The following is a 17097-nucleotide window of genomic DNA, read 5'->3' as shown; positions in this document are numbered from 1 at the left end:
ACAAAGTTAAGTTACCTTGGGTATTATTTTCAATAACTCCTAGGGAAAGTTATGAACAATGATCTCAATTATTTTGAAAGTCATTATGAAAAAATGCTCAAGGAATTTTCAGATTTTCTTCATTTTCGTTCTATATCTGCAGATCCCACTTGCCTCGCCAATTGCAAAAGTTGTGCAGATTTCCTAGTTGACAATCTTAAAGATATATTCTCAATAGAATTATGGGAAAAACCCGGTCACCCTCCTATAATCTATGCTACTTACCGCGAAGCAGGTTCGACAGCGCCTACTCTACTTCTCTATAACCATTATGATGTACAACCTGCAGATCTTTCTGACGGATGGTTAGCAGATCCTTTTACTATGAGAAGAGAAGAAGAACGCCTTATAGCTCGTGGGGCTTCCGATAATAAAGGGCAATGTTTTTACACATGGAAAGCCCTTGAACATTATTACCAATCTAGAAAAAGTTTCCCCGTCAATATTACATGGATTATTGAAGGTGAAGAAGAAAGCGATAGCCCTGCTCTAAAAAGTTTCGTGAGAGAAAAACAAGAAGCTTTGCAAGCAGATTATTTCTTGATTGTTGATGGCGGGTTCTCTTCTGCAAAATCGCCTTCTGTTAGCATTGGCGCACGTGGCTTAGTAACAATGAAAGTTACGTTAGAAGAAGGTAGCAAAGATATGCATTCAGGGATCTTCGGAGGCATTGCTTATAATGTAAATAGAGCCTTAGCGGAAATGCTTGCTTCATTACACCATAGTGATAATTCCATTGCCGTAGAAGATTTCTACAATGATGTTTCTCTCCCAAAAGAAAATGAATGCTGTGATATTCCTAAAGGAAATCTTTTAAAAGATGATGAGAAAACTTTAGGTTTTTGTCCTACTTTATATGCTCCTGCCAGATCTGCTGAAGAAGCTTTAAGTTTGTACCCCACCTTAGAGATTAATGGAATTTCTGGTGGATATACAGGACCAGGATTTAAAACTGTTATTCCTCATAAAGCTACTGCCTATCTTTCTTGCAGGCTAGTTCCTAATCAAAATCCAGAGAAAACAGCAAAACAAGTTATTCAACATTTAGAAAAACTTGTTCCTCCTACATTAAAATTTTCCTATGAAATCTTCGAAGGATCACCGGGATGGAGAAGTTCTCCGAATCTTCCTATTGTTTTGGCGTTGCAAGAGATTTATTCCGAGCTCTACCACGAACCTTGCCTTAGACTATTTATGGAAGCAACCATTCCAATTGCTTCACTGCTTGGTGAAATATCCAAAACAGAGCCTATCATTTGTGGTACATCGTATTTAAGTGATGCTATTCATGCTGCTGAAGAAAACTTCTCCCTAGAACAAATAAAAAATGGTTTTCTCTCTATTTGCCTTCTTCTTGATAAATTAGGAAAAGCATAAAAAAAGCACTCTCTAAGAGAGTGCTTTCTTAAAATAAGCTTATGAACAATCTAGGCTTATTCTTCTGGTTTTAACACAATAAAGCGAATTACTTCTCCTTGTGAGACCATCAGGAGAATACTTTCGCTATTTCCATCTTTTAAAACAGCATTCAGCTCTTCTACTGTAGAAACTTTTTGTCTATTTACAGCTAAGATAAGTTGTCCTGGAGTTACTCCTGAAGATCCTGCTACTGAACCAGCTTCAACAGCAACAATAAGCACACCTTTACTATCAGGAGCCATGCCTAACTTCTTAGCTGTTTCTGGATTAAGATTTTGTACACGAATGCCTACACGATTTAAAGCAGAGACCCCGTCATCTTGAGGAGCCTGAGAAACAATAACAGGAATTTCTATAACCTGTCCTTCACGAACTACCTTAAGTAATACACGCGTGTCAGGATTCATCAAGGAAATCGCATTACGGAATGCACTGAGAGATTCTACTTCTTTACCGTTGTAAGCGATGATCACATCTTCTTGCTTTAATCCAGCTTTATGTGCTGGGGATCCTTTAACAACATCTGTAACTAAAGCGCCATAAACTTTATCTAGTTTATAGCAGGCTGCTAGCTCAGCATCTATAGGTTGTAGAGTAACTCCTAAAAATCCACGAATTACCTGACCATCGCTGATTAACTGATCGATAATCCTCTTAGCCATCAAGCTAGGAATAGCAAAACCGATACCAATATAGCCTCCACTACCACTTACAATAGCAGTGTTAACACCTATAACCTTTCCATCGATGTTAAGAAGAGGTCCCCCAGAGTTTCCTGGATTGATAGCAGCGTCCGTTTGTATGAAATCTTCAAAATCTGCAATATGTAGCTGATTTCTACCTTTTGCGCTAATTACTCCTACAGTTACCGTAGCTTGTAAACCAAAAGGATTTCCAATAGCTATAGCCCAATCTCCTACTTTCAAATTATCAGAATTCCCAAAAGTAAGATGAGGAAGCTTATCAGCATTAATTTTAATAACTGCTAAATCTGTTTTAGGATCTAAGCCTATAACCTTAGCGGGGTATTTTTGACCGTCATGCAAGGTAACATGAATTTTCCCTGCATCTTCGACCACATGATTATTAGTAACCACGTAACCATCTGAAGAAACTATGAATCCTGTACCACGAACAGCCTCTTTGGACATCGGACGTTCTTTCTGTGTAGGTAGACCGAAAAAACGATTAAAAAACTCGTCATTGAAATAATCAAAAGGATTGTCATAAGGTCCACGACGTCCTGGCGCAGGATTTACAGGACGATTGCATTTAGGAAAACTCTCAATATAAACAACACCTGGAGTTGCCTGTTCCGCAACCTTCGAAAAACCTCCAGAAATTTCCTTTAAAAGGACTTCTTGAGGCACCTCTGCTATCCGCGTATCTTTTTTCACAGCAGCGAATCCTGAAGGAGAAAGCGTCGGAATACTTAAAAATATTGCTGTGGCTAATAATAAATATATAGGCTTCTTCGTCATACCTTTTTTCCTATAGGTAGGCTCTAGATTCTTTCTAGATTCCGTGCTCATGTTTTTGAAAGCCTGTGAATCCTAATACTTTTTAAATGCGTACTTTATAAAGCATAGTGATTCACATGCCTTTTCGAATATAATCATGAAAAGCGAATTATATTGTAGCAAGATATTACCACAAAGAATTTTTATCTTAAGAACTTTCCGAATATGAATTTATATCTTCTTAAAAAGAATCCGCAAAAAAGAAGAAATAGCTCGCTATTTTCCTAATTTATCAACTTCTATGCGTATGAAAAATATATTAGCAATTGCGCACGCAAGCAATTATAGATAAATAACTTGCAAACACTATAGTGAACGAAATACAGCTTCTACAGTTTCTCCAATGAGAGCTGGAGATTCCACGACAGAGACTCCTGATCTTTTTAAAGCTTCTTTCTTACTTTTTGCATCTCCAGAATTTCCTGAAATAATGGCTCCAGCATGTCCCATCCGTTTCCCTTTAGGAGCAGTTTCCCCTGCAATAAAAGCCACAACGGGTTTCGTGCAGTAGGTTTGAATCCATTCTGCAGCCTCTTCCTCAGCACTCCCCCCAATTTCTCCAATCATTAAGATAAGTTCTGTTTGAGGATCATTTTGAAATTCTTCCAGAACATCAATAAATGAGGTTCCATTTAGAGGATCTCCCCCTATACCAATGCACACGCTTTGTCCTATGCTACGTTGGGTAAGCTGCCAAACGGCTTCATAAGTTAAAGTGCCTGATCTAGAGACCACACCTACATTTCCAGGAAGATGGATGTATCCTGGCATAATACCAATTTTACACGCTCCGGGTTTAATAATTCCTGGACAGTTGGGGCCTATAAGTCGAGAAGCACTATTTTGCATAACATGACTTACTTCGAGCATATCTTTTACTGGAATACCTTCTGTAATGCAGACAATCAGATCAATTCCTGCATCTTCAGCTTCTAAAATAGCTTCTGCAGCATAAGCAGGGGGAACAAAAATCATTGTCACCTGACAATTAGTAGCTTGTTTTGCTTCCAATACAGAATCATACACAGGGAGGTTTAGATGCTCGGTTCCTCCTTTTCCTGGAGTCACCCCAGCAACGAAATTAGATCCATAAGCTAGGCATTGCTCAGTATGAAATGAACCTGCTTTACCTGTAATTCCTTGAGTAATTATCGGTATTTTTTTACTTAATGAGCAAAACATAGAGCTCCTTAAACTTGTTTACTTAACGTCACAGCAAGCTGGGCGCCTTCATTTAAGGAATCTGTGAACTGGCAGGGGATTCCTGAACGTTGTACAATATCTTTTCCTAATTCCACATTTGTTCCTTCTAAACGCACTACTGTAGGAATGAGGTTTTCCCTGGTTTGCATAACAGCAACTAGTCCTGAGGCGACCGCAGAACAATCCATAATTCCACCAAAGATGTTGATGAAAAGAACTTCTACATTTTCGTCTGAGAGTACTAAAGAAACAGCTTCTTGAATCTGCTGCTCTGTAGCACTTCCTCCTACATCGAGAAAATTCGCTGCCGATCCACCGTGAATTTTGAGAATATCTAACGTGCTCATAGCTAATCCAGCACCGTTGACTAAACAACCAATATTCCCCTCTAGAGCAATGTAGGAAAGTCCTATCTGTTTAGCGAGTACATCCCGGACATTTTCTTGAGAAGGATCGTATAATACTTCGAGTTTCGGATGACGATATAAAGCATTGTCATCAATAGTTACTTTAGCATCTAAAACGAGAAGATCTCCTTCTTGAGTGAGCACCAAAGGATTAATTTCAAGAAGAGAAGCATCATTATCATAGAAACATTGGACAAGCTTTTTAATTAGCTGCACTCCTTGTTTCCCTGTATCCCCTTCCCAGTTCATAAATTTAATGATCTGTCTAAGTTGATAATTATATATACGAGCAAAAGGTGTTAGAGGAACGGTAAGCAACTGATCAGGATACTTCTGAGCAACCTCTTCGATATCGACACCACCTGCTTTCGACAACATAATCGCTGGACAACGGTTTTTTCTATCCATAATCACTGCGAGGTAATACTCAGTAGCAATATTTACCAAAGGGGTAATAAGAACTTTCTCTACAGGAAGGGCTTCTCCAGAAGTTTGGTTACTTACAAAACGCATATGCAATAATTTATCAATGGCAGCTAAAATGTCAGAAGGAGATTTAGCAACGATTACGCCACCATTTTTCCCTCGACCGCCAGCATGCACCTGTACTTTAACAACGCCCGCACTTATACCTAACTCTTTAAGTATCTGTTGCCCTTCTTCAACAGAAGAGGCTACACGATAAGGAGGAATAGCAATATCGTAAGAGACCAAAAGATCCTTAGCTTGATATTCATGAAGGTGCATAAATAACCCTTTGAATTTTCCTCCTTATCTTGTATCATTTCTTTTACTTCAACTAACTTTGCTCTAATCTGTGTTCAAGTTCTTTAGTAACAAGATCCAGTCTTTATTTAAAAAATCCCTCTCTACAGATCTTCTAGAATTTACGGAAAGTTTATTTTATGAAGCAGATTTTGGCTCAGATTTGACCGAAGATTTGTGTTCTCGATTGCGCAAGTGCCGTAAACCTGATGAATCTACGGTTAAAGATCTTGTCTGTTCGCTACTTCGTGAAACAGTAGCCAATCTTCCTCATATAGAATCCCCTAAAATTCAAGGACCTTTTGTATCGTTAATGCTGGGAACAAATGGATCTGGGAAAACCACAACGGTAGCTAAGTTAGCACACTATTACCAATCTCGATCAGAGAAAGTCATGATTGTTGCTACGGATACTTTTCGTAGTGCCGGTATGGATCAGATGCGTTGTTGGGCTGAGAAATTAGGTTGTGGATTTGTCTCTGGGAAACCTGGCGGAGATCCTGCGGCTATTGCTTATGACGGGATTGCTTCCGCTATATCTCGGGGTTATGATCGTGTACTTATAGATACTTCCGGTCGTTTGCATACCCATACCAATTTACTGAATGAACTATCAAAAATTGTTTCCGTTTGTGATAAGGTGCACCCAGGATCTCCCCATGAAAGGCTGATGACTATAGATGCAACTTTAGGGGGTAACGTTATTGAACAAGTTCGTGTTTTCCACGATACTATTCCTCTATCTGGATTAATCCTTACTAAAGTTGACGGTTCTGCTAAAGGTGGAACTTTGTTTCGCGTAGCAAAACAATTGAAGATCCCTACAAAATTCGTCGGTTACGGCGAACTTATTGGGGATCTTGAAGAATTTCATATAGATAGGTTCTTAGAAAAGCTTTTCCCTTCTTCCTAAACTTATATTTTTTAGTTTCTTTTTCCTGAGGAAGAGAAAATCTGTAAAAGATACCAAAATATCATAATCACGTTGCAATACATCTTTAACGCCATGATTAAAGATAGCTTGTAGCTTAAATCTCCATCATTACCTACATTCTGAGCTACCTTACGGATTGCTTGAGCATCCACAACGGTCAACCCTACAAAAATTGCTAATCCCAGATAGCAAATTAATAGGTAGAAAATGGGCATATAAACAAATATAGACACTAGTGCAAATATCACGGATACCAGCATTAAACCAAGCAAAGCAAACATCAATATGCTGCTCATCTGTGTAAGATCACTTTTGGTGAAGGCTCCGTAGGCAGCCGATAAGCCAAAAATCAATCCTGCAGATCCGAAAGCAGCCCAAACAATTCCCCCGCCATACTGAGCAGCATAAACAGGAACCAGTGTTCCAAAGAACAATCCTTCCAAAGCAGAATAGGCTAAAAACAACCCCATAACTGCAGGAACAGAAAGCTTATGAATCTTAGCATTGATGTAAAAAGATACTCCTAAAGTAGCGATACACCAAACCCACCAGAATGAAAATAAACTTTTATACATCCCAGAAAAGTATAATCCTAATGATACAAAAGTCGTTACAGCAAGACCTGCAGTCATCCATCCGTATACTCTAGATGTAAATGTTCCCGGTAAACGAGAGTCTTGTGCGTAATCACGATCGTATAGTCCCATGTAACCTCCTATACTCACACATAATTAAAAAATTAATAAACGTGCTATTGTTCTATTTAAAACTTATAATAAAGGCTAGCCAAATTAATTACTATTACCAAGAGCATTAATAATAAAACAAATTTTCCACCAGGGATTAAATGTTTTTCTTGATAATGTTTCTTACCGTAACGACCTTTCCAGACCATTAACACGGGGAAAACTCCAATAATTAAAGCAGCGCCTATGCCTCCAGCATAATTAAGACATTTAAGAACAATCTCAGGATAGCACATCGACCATGCTAGAGGGACAATAAAAGTTAAAAAGAAAATAGAAAAATTGTGTTTCTTTTTGTTCCATTGAAAGGCATCGACTAGGAAGTCCATAACACCTAAAGCTACGCCTAAAAATGAAGAAACCAAAGCAAAGAAACCAAAAAATTCCCCAGCAATGTAAAACATTGAACATTGCAATGAATTTTTCATAGCCTCTACTGCCGTATAGCCATTTTCCTGAGCTTTCATAAGAAAGTCTAAAGGAATTACTCCCAAAACAAGGGCTTCCCAAATCACGTATAAAATTAAAGGAATCAAACTACCTATAACGATAGCTTTTTTAACATCTTTAACTTTCTTATCCATGTAGTAATACAGTGAAGGCACCACACTTTGAAAACCAAATGAAAGAAACAGAATAGATAAACCGTCCATAGAACGTATCCACGAGGCACGTAAAAGTAGTTCGGGTTGTAAAGCTAGAACTCCTAAGATACAAAATACTGCAAAAGCAATAGCTAATCCAAAAACAAAAAAGCGGTTGCAGTAATCTACGACTTTTGTCCCCATCATTAATGTAGGGCAAATCAAAACTGCAAATGCCAAAGGGGCTGCATGACGTATCCAAGGGATATCTAAACCCTGACAGCCAAAAATGCGAAATAGGATATTTCCTCCCTCACAAAAGTAAGCAATAAGTAAGGAGTAAAATAGAAATAGATAAAGGAGCCACATGAAAATCTTGCCCATATCCCCTAGGGTATATTGAGCCATCGATAGCATGTTGATTTGTTGTTTATCCTTAAACCAAGTCATAACTTCGAGAAGGCAAAGCCCAGATCCCATGGAAAAAAGCCAGGAGAGCACATAAAGAAGAGTTGTGGGAAGAAAACCTGCATATGCCGTTAATACAGGAACTGCCAGCACACCAGCACCTATAGCTGTCCCCGCAATAATGAGGGAACCTCCTAAAACCTTGCTAGACATAGAAAAACCTTTCGAATTTTGTCTTATATTTTAGAATTAAAGATAATTAGAAATAAAAACACTAAGCTTTTACTTTATTCAACAGTTACAGACTTTGCCAGATTCCTAGGACGATCTATTTCATTGCCTTTCTTCAAAGCCATGGTGTAGGCCATAATTTGTCCCACTATTGTATAAAGGATAGGAGATGCTAAAGGATGACTATCAGGAACATATATCTGGGAATCTGAAACAGCAGCAATGTCTTTTTGGGATTCTGAAGCTATCGCAACCACATGTGCTTGCCGAGCTTTCACCTCCATAATACAACCCACCATCTTTTCATAGACAAGGGGGTCACCACAAAAAGTAATCACCGGAGATCCTTTACTAATTAAAGCAATGGGTCCGTGTTTCATTTCGCCAGCAGGATAACAGTTAGCTTCAACATATGCAATTTCTTTCAATTTCAAAGCAGCTTCCATACAAATAGGATACATCAAGCGACGTCCTAAAAATATGAACCTATCTTCGTTGCAATAATCATTCGCCCATGCATGCAAATCTTCATTTGCTAATAAGCGATTGCATAATTCTGGGAGCTCAAGTAAACCTTTTCCACAAGCCCGGTATTCTTCTAAACTCAATGTTTGTTTTGAAGTAGCTAATTTTAGTCCTAATAAAATCAATAAAAGCAGCTGTGCGGTAAAAGCTTTTGTAGAAGCGACACCAATTTCAATACCTGCTTCTAAAAATAAACAATGATCCACACCTGTAGCTAATGCTGATTCTTCGACATTGCAAATCCCTAAAATACAAGCAACTTGTCTACGATGGAATTCTTTTAAAGCTGCCAATGTATCAGCAGTTTCCCCAGATTGACTGATTAAAATCGCTAAGGTCTTTTTCCCGATATATGCCTGTCGATAACGAAATTCTGAAGCAACTTCGACATGAACAGGGATAGAAACTAAAGACTCTATAATATACTTTGCTAGGAAGCCTGCGTGATAGGAAGAACCACAAGCGACAATAGAAATCTCATCAAAATCTTCTATTGAGAAACCATCTAAGAATGTTTCAGTAATACATCCCTGAGAATCTAAATATTTATGAATAAGACGTTCTAAAACTTCTGGCTGCTCATAAATTTCTTTAAGCATGTAATAACTGTAACCCTGCTTATCTGAGCCTGCATCGGTATAAGCAACTTGACGCACTTCTTTATGAATGCGCTTTAAAGCAAAATTATATGTCTCAACTTCATTTCCAAGGCCTACAACAGCTAACTCTCCAGAAGCTAATGCTTGAACACTTTTTGTATATTTTAAAAATGCACGCGTATCAGAAGCTATAAAATTCTCCTGCTCCCCTAATCCAATGATTAATGGACTTTCCTGCGCAGCACAAAGCAAAACATTAGGATGGTCTTTATGAATAAGACCACAGGAAAAACTTCCCTGAAGTTGTGATAGAGTCCAAGAGAAACTATGGACTAAATCTCCGGTAGATTGGTAACGAAAAGCAAATAACTGAGCAATAACTTCAGAATCTGTATCAGAAGAAAAAGCAATGCCTTCAGAAAGAAGTAGAGATTTTAATTCTTTAAAATTATCAATAATCCCGTTGTGGACAATAGCACAAGTAGAGTTTTCATCAACGTGAGGATGAGCATTCTTCACTGTGGGCACGCCATGCGTTGCCCAACGGGTATGGCCTATAGCCAATGAAGATGGTACGCTATCTTTTTCCAAGGAGTTTTTAAGCTCATCGACACGCCCTATTGTTTTTTTTACAAACAACTGCCCTGGAATAACGGCTGCAAGACCCGCGGAATCATAGCCCCGGTATTCTAGCTTAGCTAATCCATCCAAGATTACAGGAACAGCTAATTTAGAACCTAGATATCCAAATATTCCGCACATACATTACCCTATTCTATAATGCCTGCTCCCAACTCAGAATCAACAATATCAGCTATAGTCTTAGCGAGAGAGTCCACTTGATGCTTCTTTAAACCTTCAACCATAACCCTGCAAATATTTTCAGTTCCAGAATATCTTAATAAAACACGACCAGAATCACCTAAAGATGATCTTACATCTCTAAGAGCTTCTTGAACTAAAGGCAAAGTATCTAAAGGAATTTTCTCCTTTACAGATACGTTGATAAGCGCTTGAGGACTCTTCACAATTGGGGATGTTAAATCTGACAGTGTGGATTCACTTTCAATCATAATGCGTAACACTTGCAAAGCAGAAACAATGCCGTCTCCAGTAGTATTGTAATCCAAAAAGATCATATGACCGCTTTGCTCTCCGCCCAGATTTGCCTCATGCTCCAACATATTCTGTAGAACATGGCGATCTCCTACAGGAGAAATCAATGTCTCTATCCCCAAACTTTCTAGATACTTCAATACACCGAAATTAGTCATTACAGTAGCAACAACACGATTACCGTTTAAAAGGTCCTTTTTCTTTAAATCATTAGCACAAATACTCAGAATCATATCGCCATCAACAATATGGCCTTTTTCATTTACCATGATAATACGATCGCCATCACCGTCTAAAGCTATTCCTACGTCAGCCTTGTGCTCTATTACTGCTTTCTGAATTACTGAAGGGAAAAGAGCCCCACAGTTATCGTTGATATTACTTCCTGTAGGCTCACAACCATAACAAATCACTTCAGCATCAAGCTCTTCAAATACAGAAGGCGCAACCTTATAAGCAGCACCGTGCGCACAATCTAAAACTATTTTCAACCCCTTTAATGTTCTTCCTTTAGGGAAAGCAGCTTTGGCAAACTCTATGTAACGACCCATAGCATCCACTACACGCTTATTCTTCCCCACAGCATAATCTTCAGGCAAATTTCCAAAATCTCTATGAGCCACCATCTGCTCAATACGCCGTTCTATAACATCACTAATTTTAAATCCTTCTGAGGAAAAAATCTTTATCCCATTATCCCAATAGGGATTGTGGGATGCAGAAATCATAATTCCAGCATCTGCACGATAGGCGCGGGTAATAAAAGCTACCCCTGGAGTAGGAATAGGACCCAATACTAGAGTTTCTATTCCCATAGAAGTCAAACCTGCAACAAGTGCATTCTCAAACATATATCCTGACAACCGAGTATCCTTTCCTACGACAACACGATGTTTCCCAGGTTTGCTCTCCTGTAAAACGCCTGCAACAGCCTTACCAAGTAATACAGAAAGCTCTACAGTCATAGGTTCATAATTGGCTCTTCCTCGAACCCCATCCGTACCGAAAAGTTGTTTTACTTCCTTTGTCATTTATTCCCTTAAAGATTCATCAATAGATTGAAGAGTTGATCATGTCGTAAGATTTAGGTGTTAAAAATAGCATCCACATGGATTTACTAGCACATAAGGCAAGATAGAAATTCTAACTTAAATTGCTTCTCAAAGAGCAACTGTTTGCATTTACTGAATTTAAAATCCCTACCACCTTCCTAATCCCTTTTAAATCTTCTAACACAAAACTAAAATTGTTATTAGAGAAATCATATTCTTGGATACGTGTTTTTGACACACTCGTATAAAAACCCGTTTAGAAATTTTTAAAGGAGAGATTATCTGTTAAAATCCTAAACATCTCTTACATAAATTTTTTAGAATCATCTTGATTCAAAAATAAAATATTTACCCCATCAGATTATAAAGATCCCAGAATCTCGCGATAACAGTGGGATTGAGAAATCGTGGGAAATTAAAATAAAAATTCTCTGAAAAAACATAGATAAATAATAAAAAAAAATCCTTGTATAGGGTATAAAGGAATGTCTTTCGGCTAGGCATTTTGTTCTTGCAAACTTCGATATTTTTGCTATGGTGAAATTCCCCTAGAAAAAAGAGTGCTTTTATAAACCCTTTTTCTTCCAAGACTTTTTAACACTTGATATCTATAATAAATGGTCTGTGACAACAAAACTCTCTTGCGTAGAGGCTTAGAATTGTTTAGAAAAATTTCTAAATCTGCACCCGCTCCAATTATCTATTCAGCTGCCGACCACAACATAAAACTCAAAGACTTTTCTCCACACGCACTCTCTGTAGTAAAAACTCTACGAAAAGCTGGCCACAAAGCATATATCGTTGGCGGATGCATCCGCGATTTGTTACTTAACACGACTCCTAAAGATTTCGATATCTCAACATCAGCTAAACCTGAAGAAATCAAAGCTGTTTTCAAAAATTGTATACTTGTTGGAAAACGCTTTCGATTAGCTCACATACGCTTTTCGAATCAGATTATCGAAGTTTCTACTTTCCGTTCAGGAAGCGCTGATGAAGACTGTCTCATTACTAAAGACAATCTTTGGGGGACAGCTGAGGAAGATGTTTTAAGAAGAGACTTCACAATCAACGGTCTTTTCTATGATCCTACGGAAGAAACAATCATAGATTATACCGGTGGGGTTGGCGACCTACAAAATCGGTACTTACGTACTATAGGGGATCCCTTTGTACGTTTTAAACAAGATCCCGTACGGATGTTGCGTTTGTTAAAGATTCTTGCGAGAGCTTCTTTCACGGTAGACCCTAAAACCTTGGAAGCACTTCAAGAATGCCGTTATGAGTTAATTAAGAGTTCTCAAGCCCGTGTTTTTGAAGAACTCATTAAAATGTTAGGCTCCGGAGTCTCTTCTGAATTTTTCAAATTAACTGTTAAATATCAGATATTAGAAATCCTCTTTCCCTATATGGATAAGGCTTTTCGTTTAAATAAAATTTTAGAAGAGCAAACCTTTGCGTGTTTAGATGTTTTAGATAAAAACGTATTAAGTAAAAAATATAATTACGATCGTCATCAGCTTATGGCGGCATTTCTATTCCCCATCGTAAATTTCAATGTGCGTTATAAGCATCGGCAGCATCCAAGTTTATCTTTAACTTCTGTCTTTGATTATATTAAAAACTTTTTAGGGAAGTTTTTTGCAGATTCCTTCACTAGCTGTTCTAAAAAGAATTTTATTTTAACAGCTCTCGTGTTGCAAATGCAGTACCGGCTAACTCCTCTAGTGCCAACAAAGAAAATTCACTTCTTTAACCGTAAGTTTTTAAACCACGTACGTTTTTCAGAGGCGCTTTCTCTATTAGAAATTCGTAGCCTAGTTTATCCTAAACTAGATAAAATACTTGCTGCTTGGATTCGTCACCACCAAGCTCTACAATATAAAAAGGAACTTCCTTCTTGAGTTTAAACTAGCCATGCTTCCTCTTTATCTGGTTCATGTACTGTATCCTATAGGATTAATTGCCAATTTATTTTTTGGCAGTGCGTTTACCGTCCAGTGGTTTTTAAGTGAAAGACGAAAGAAAGCCTATGTCCCCAAGGCTTTTTGGGTTTTATCCTCTATAGGAGCGATTATGATGATCGCTCACGGTTTTATCCAAAGTCAATTTCCCATAGCTCTACTTCACGGGGCAAATCTTGTTATTTATTTCAGAAATCTCAATATCGCCTCCTCACGCAAGCTTTCATTAAGAACAACATTAGTGATTCTTGCTTTAACCTTATTTTTTACAACACTACCGTTTGCTCTAGAGGCATACTACCATCCCCATATGGAATGGATGGCCTCTCCTAATATTTTTCATCTTCCTCTACCTCCACCAAATATTTACTGGCATATTGTTGGTTGTTTAGGGTTATTCACCTTTTCCTCAAGATTTTTTATCCAATGGTGTCATTTGGAGATGAATAACCGCTCTACTCTACCAGCATTATTTTGGCAGGTAGGCTTCGTTGGAGGTTTCTTAGCGTTTATATATTTCATACGTACCGGAGATCCTGTAAACATCCTTAGCTATGGCTGTGGTCTGCTTCCTTCGTTAGCAAATTTACGTATCATATATAAGAAATCACGCTTACCGGAATCTCATAACCCTAGCTGTTTCTTATCCGCAGGAGAACCCAGCGGAGACACTTTAGGAAGTGATCTTCTTCGTAATATTAAAGATCTGAATCCCAATATACGCTGTTTCGGTGTTGGAGGACCTTTAATGCGCGCGGAGGGCCTCGAACCTCTCATTCGCATGGAAGAGTTTCAGGTATCAGGATTTTTGGAAGTTTTTAGTGCTATTTTCAGTTTATTTAAGAAGTACAGAAAACTCTACAAAGCTATTCTTAAAGAAAATCCTGAAACTGTTTTTTGTATAGATTTCCCCGATTTCCACTTTTTCCTAATCAAAAAGTTAAGAAAATGTGGATATAAAGGGAAAATTGTTCATTACGTATGTCCAAGCATTTGGGCATGGAGACCTAAAAGAAAGAAAGTATTAGAAAAATATCTCGACACTCTTTTGCTAATACTTCCCTTTGAAAAGGAGATTTTTAAAAACTCTCCTTTAAAAACTCTCTATCTAGGGCATCCTTTAGTAAAAACCGTCTCTAATTTCGAATATTGCAACTCATGGAAACAAAAGTTAGAAATTTCTGACCAACCCAGTGTTGCAGTATTTCCAGGTAGCCGACCAGGGGATATCTTTAGAAATTTACAAATACAAGCTCAAGCATTTTTATCCTCATCATTAGCACAATCACATCAATTGCTTGTGTCTTCTTGTAATTCTAAATACGACAAGAAAATGCTAGAGCTCCTAGAAAAAGAAGGTTGTCGTAATAGCAAAATCGTCCCCTCAGAATTCCGTTATCAACTTATGAGAGATTGTGATTGTGCTTTAGCAAAATGTGGGACTATTGTTCTTGAGACTGCATTAAATCAAACCCCAACGATTGTTACCTGCCTTCTAGGGCCTTTTGATACCTTTTTAGCAAAGTATATCTTTAAGATTCTTATTCCCGCGTATTCCCTACCAAATATTATTACAGGATCTATCATCTTTCCAGAATTCATAGGTGGTAAACACGACTTCACCGCAGAAGAAGTAGCGGCGGCAATTGATATCCTTGCAAATCCTATAGCTAAGGAAAAACAGAAATATGCCTGTCAGCAACTTCTCAATACCATGACAGAAAACATAGTGACTCCTAAAGAATGTCTGGAAGCTATATATTCACAAAAAAATCGTTTTCACTTAGAGAATGACTTTATCAAGAAATTTAATCCTGAAGGCTCTAGAGCTTAATTTTATAATCTATTCAAGAATGTAGTTTTTGATTAAAACAAGTGTTGCTTCACCTCCTAACCAGGTGAAGCAACTTGAGTGATTAAGATTTTCTAAGAAAGAAAATCTCAGGTTAATGACTTAATAAGAGCTATTCTTCACCATCCTTACCAGAGATAGCTAATAAACTAGATCTTTGTTTAGGACTTAAAGCTAAAGACATAGTCTCAACAACAGCACCGCTTTTGGCTGCGTCTTTTGTTAATTGAACTACTTGCTCTCTTAATAATTTGATCTCCTCATCTTTTTGGATGATTACCTTAGCTTGTAACTGAGTAGTTTCTATGCTTGTAGTTAGCTCTTGTCTTGTAGCCGTTACTTTAGCTTTCAATTCGTGAACCTTAGCTTTTAGGTCTTGAATTTGGTCTTTATAGTTGCTTATTTTCTGTTCTAATTCTGCTCGCAACTTGGCTATTTCAACTTGCTGAGCTTCTTTCAAAGCTGCAATTTCTTCACGATGTTGATTTTCTTTTTGTATTATAGACTCTTTCAAGTTACCTATTTCTGTCTCTTGATCACTGATCTTTTTATACAATTCTGTGTTCGTGATATCTCCAACCTGAACTCTTGTATAATGAACAGTGCCACCAGTTAAATTAGCAAGTTTTTCTTTAGCCTCTAAATAACTAGAAAGTTCTTTGGATTTCTTCTTCTCTAATTTCTTCTCAATATCAGAAACCATACGCTCGTAAAGACTCAATGTGAACTTCAATTTTGCAAGCTCAGCTTCTTTCTCTTGAATACTCTTTTGCTGTTCCTGATCTCTAGTTATATATGAGGAAATTTTCAGCTTATTTTGATTGAGTTCTTGTTGTAGAGTATTTAAAAGAGTTTTCTGTTGTTCTTGTTCTGCAGCACGCTCTTTCCTCTCTTGTTGCAGCAATGTTGTGAGATTTTTATTTTTCTCTTCTAAAGCTCGAGTAACACCGACTTCTTTTGTAAGCTTAGCAACTTTTTCACGTGCCTCACTCAACTCTTTTCTGAGTCTAGTTTGTTCTTGGAGGAGTATCTCACGTTCAGCCGCTGAAGTTTCGCTTTGCTGATCTAATTTTTTTTGAAGCTCGGCTGTTTGCTCGTCCATCTTCTTCTGAAGAGCTGTTAGCTCTTTCTCTTTTTCTTCTAAACGAGTTTTCTCTTTTTGAAGCTCTCTTTCAAGCTCTTTCATCTTAGTTTCTAAAACACCACGAGTTTTCTCATTCTCAAGTTTTTTAATCGCTGTGGTTAACGTGTCGATTTGCTTCTCTTTCTCTTTAAGCAATTCACGTATTTTCTTCTCTTGAGCCTCTTCCAAAGCAACTTTTTCTTTTCTGAGACTATTTATCTGACTATTTAATTCTTTAACGAGTCCATCGTGAGATTGGCCTTTAGATTCTAGCTCCTGAACTTTACGCTCTAATTCCAAAATTCTATTGGTTTTTTGCATCATCTCTGTTTGCATATGAATGATGCGGGATTCAAGGACATCGATCAAACTAGAACTACTCGTTACTAAAGCACGTAAGGCTTCTTGCAACTTATTACAGGCTGGCAGAACTAATTGAACATCAACTAAGGTGAAAATATCTTCGATTTGCTGAAGAATAGTATTATAGCGCGCTTGCGCTTCTTGACAGGCAGTAGTTTTATTAGCTAATTCTTGTTTAGCTTTAGCTACTTCTTGCTGTAGATCGTTTAATGATTTCTCTTTAGAACCAGGAGTACCCCCCCCCCCC

12 protein-coding genes are annotated in these 17097 nt (G+C 37.8%); 4 read left to right on the top strand and 8 right to left on the bottom strand.

Features of this window, described 5'->3' with window-relative positions; all coding sequences use genetic code 11:
• Nucleotides 1-51 precede the first annotated feature (51 nt).
• The gene (locus O6937_RS04425; RefSeq protein ID WP_332390452.1) at nt 52-1416 is read left to right on the top strand and encodes a M20/M25/M40 family metallo-hydrolase; all 1365 of its coding nucleotides are present in this window, start codon (nt 52-54) and stop codon (nt 1414-1416) included.
• A gap of 56 nt (nt 1417-1472) precedes the next feature.
• On the opposite strand, the gene htrA is transcribed toward O6937_RS04425, so the two are convergent.
• From htrA to sucC, 3 genes are all read right to left on the bottom strand, one after another.
• Entirely contained in the window at nt 1473-2939 is a 1467-nt protein-coding gene (gene htrA, locus O6937_RS04420) for a serine protease HtrA (protein WP_332390451.1), read from the bottom strand.
• 345 nt (nt 2940-3284) lie between these two features.
• The gene (gene sucD, locus O6937_RS04415) at nt 3285-4160 is read right to left on the bottom strand and encodes a succinate--CoA ligase subunit alpha (protein WP_332390450.1); all 876 of its coding nucleotides are present in this window, start codon (nt 4158-4160) and stop codon (nt 3285-3287) included.
• Nucleotides 4161-4168: 8 nt separating this feature from the next.
• Nucleotides 4169-5335: an ADP-forming succinate--CoA ligase subunit beta gene (gene sucC, locus O6937_RS04410; RefSeq protein WP_332390449.1), complete on the bottom strand. Its 1167-nt coding sequence runs from the start codon at nt 5333-5335 to the stop codon at nt 4169-4171.
• A gap of 70 nt (nt 5336-5405) precedes the next feature.
• Between sucC and ftsY the strand changes: the two genes are divergently transcribed.
• On the top strand, nt 5406-6266 hold the full coding sequence (gene ftsY, locus O6937_RS04405) for a signal recognition particle-docking protein FtsY (protein ID WP_332390448.1): 861 nt from the start codon (nt 5406-5408) through the stop codon (nt 6264-6266).
• 11 nt (nt 6267-6277) lie between these two features.
• Here ftsY and O6937_RS04400 read toward each other — a convergent pair whose 3' ends face one another.
• The 4 genes from O6937_RS04400 to glmM all read right to left on the bottom strand — a co-directional run bounded on the left by O6937_RS04400 (nt 6278) and on the right by glmM (nt 11527).
• Complete coding sequence (locus O6937_RS04400; RefSeq protein WP_332390447.1) at nt 6278-6994, bottom strand: Bax inhibitor-1/YccA family protein; 717 nt, start codon at nt 6992-6994, stop codon at nt 6278-6280.
• 56 nt (nt 6995-7050) lie between these two features.
• Nucleotides 7051-8238: an aromatic amino acid transport family protein gene (locus O6937_RS04395; protein WP_332390446.1), complete on the bottom strand. Its 1188-nt coding sequence runs from the start codon at nt 8236-8238 to the stop codon at nt 7051-7053.
• Between the two features lie 74 nt (nt 8239-8312).
• A complete protein-coding gene (gene glmS, locus O6937_RS04390; RefSeq protein ID WP_332390445.1) occupies nt 8313-10142 on the bottom strand; it encodes a glutamine--fructose-6-phosphate transaminase (isomerizing) in 1830 nt (609 codons plus the stop codon).
• A gap of 8 nt (nt 10143-10150) precedes the next feature.
• Entirely contained in the window at nt 10151-11527 is a 1377-nt protein-coding gene (glmM, locus tag O6937_RS04385; protein WP_332390444.1) for a phosphoglucosamine mutase, read from the bottom strand.
• 638 nt (nt 11528-12165) lie between these two features.
• On the opposite strand from glmM, the gene pcnB reads away from it, so the two are divergent.
• Both pcnB and lpxB read left to right on the top strand, forming a co-directional pair.
• Complete coding sequence (gene pcnB, locus O6937_RS04380; protein ID WP_332390443.1) at nt 12166-13452, top strand: polynucleotide adenylyltransferase PcnB; 1287 nt, start codon at nt 12166-12168, stop codon at nt 13450-13452.
• A 13-nt stretch (nt 13453-13465) separates the two neighbouring features.
• Nucleotides 13466-15346: a lipid-A-disaccharide synthase gene (lpxB, locus tag O6937_RS04375; protein WP_332390442.1), complete on the top strand. Its 1881-nt coding sequence runs from the start codon at nt 13466-13468 to the stop codon at nt 15344-15346.
• 130 nt (nt 15347-15476) lie between these two features.
• Here the strand turns inward: lpxB and O6937_RS04370 are convergent.
• Nucleotides 15477-17097, bottom strand: a 1621-nt coding sequence (locus tag O6937_RS04370) for a hypothetical protein (RefSeq protein ID WP_332390441.1), incomplete at its 5' end; no start/stop codon positions are given.

The sequence above is a fragment of the Chlamydia sp. 04-14 genome, assembly GCF_036632095.1.
Lineage (GTDB): Bacteria > Chlamydiota > Chlamydiia > Chlamydiales > Chlamydiaceae > Chlamydia.
Note: the sequence above shows the minus strand (reverse complement) of the source record. Positions and strands in the feature narration are given on the sequence as shown.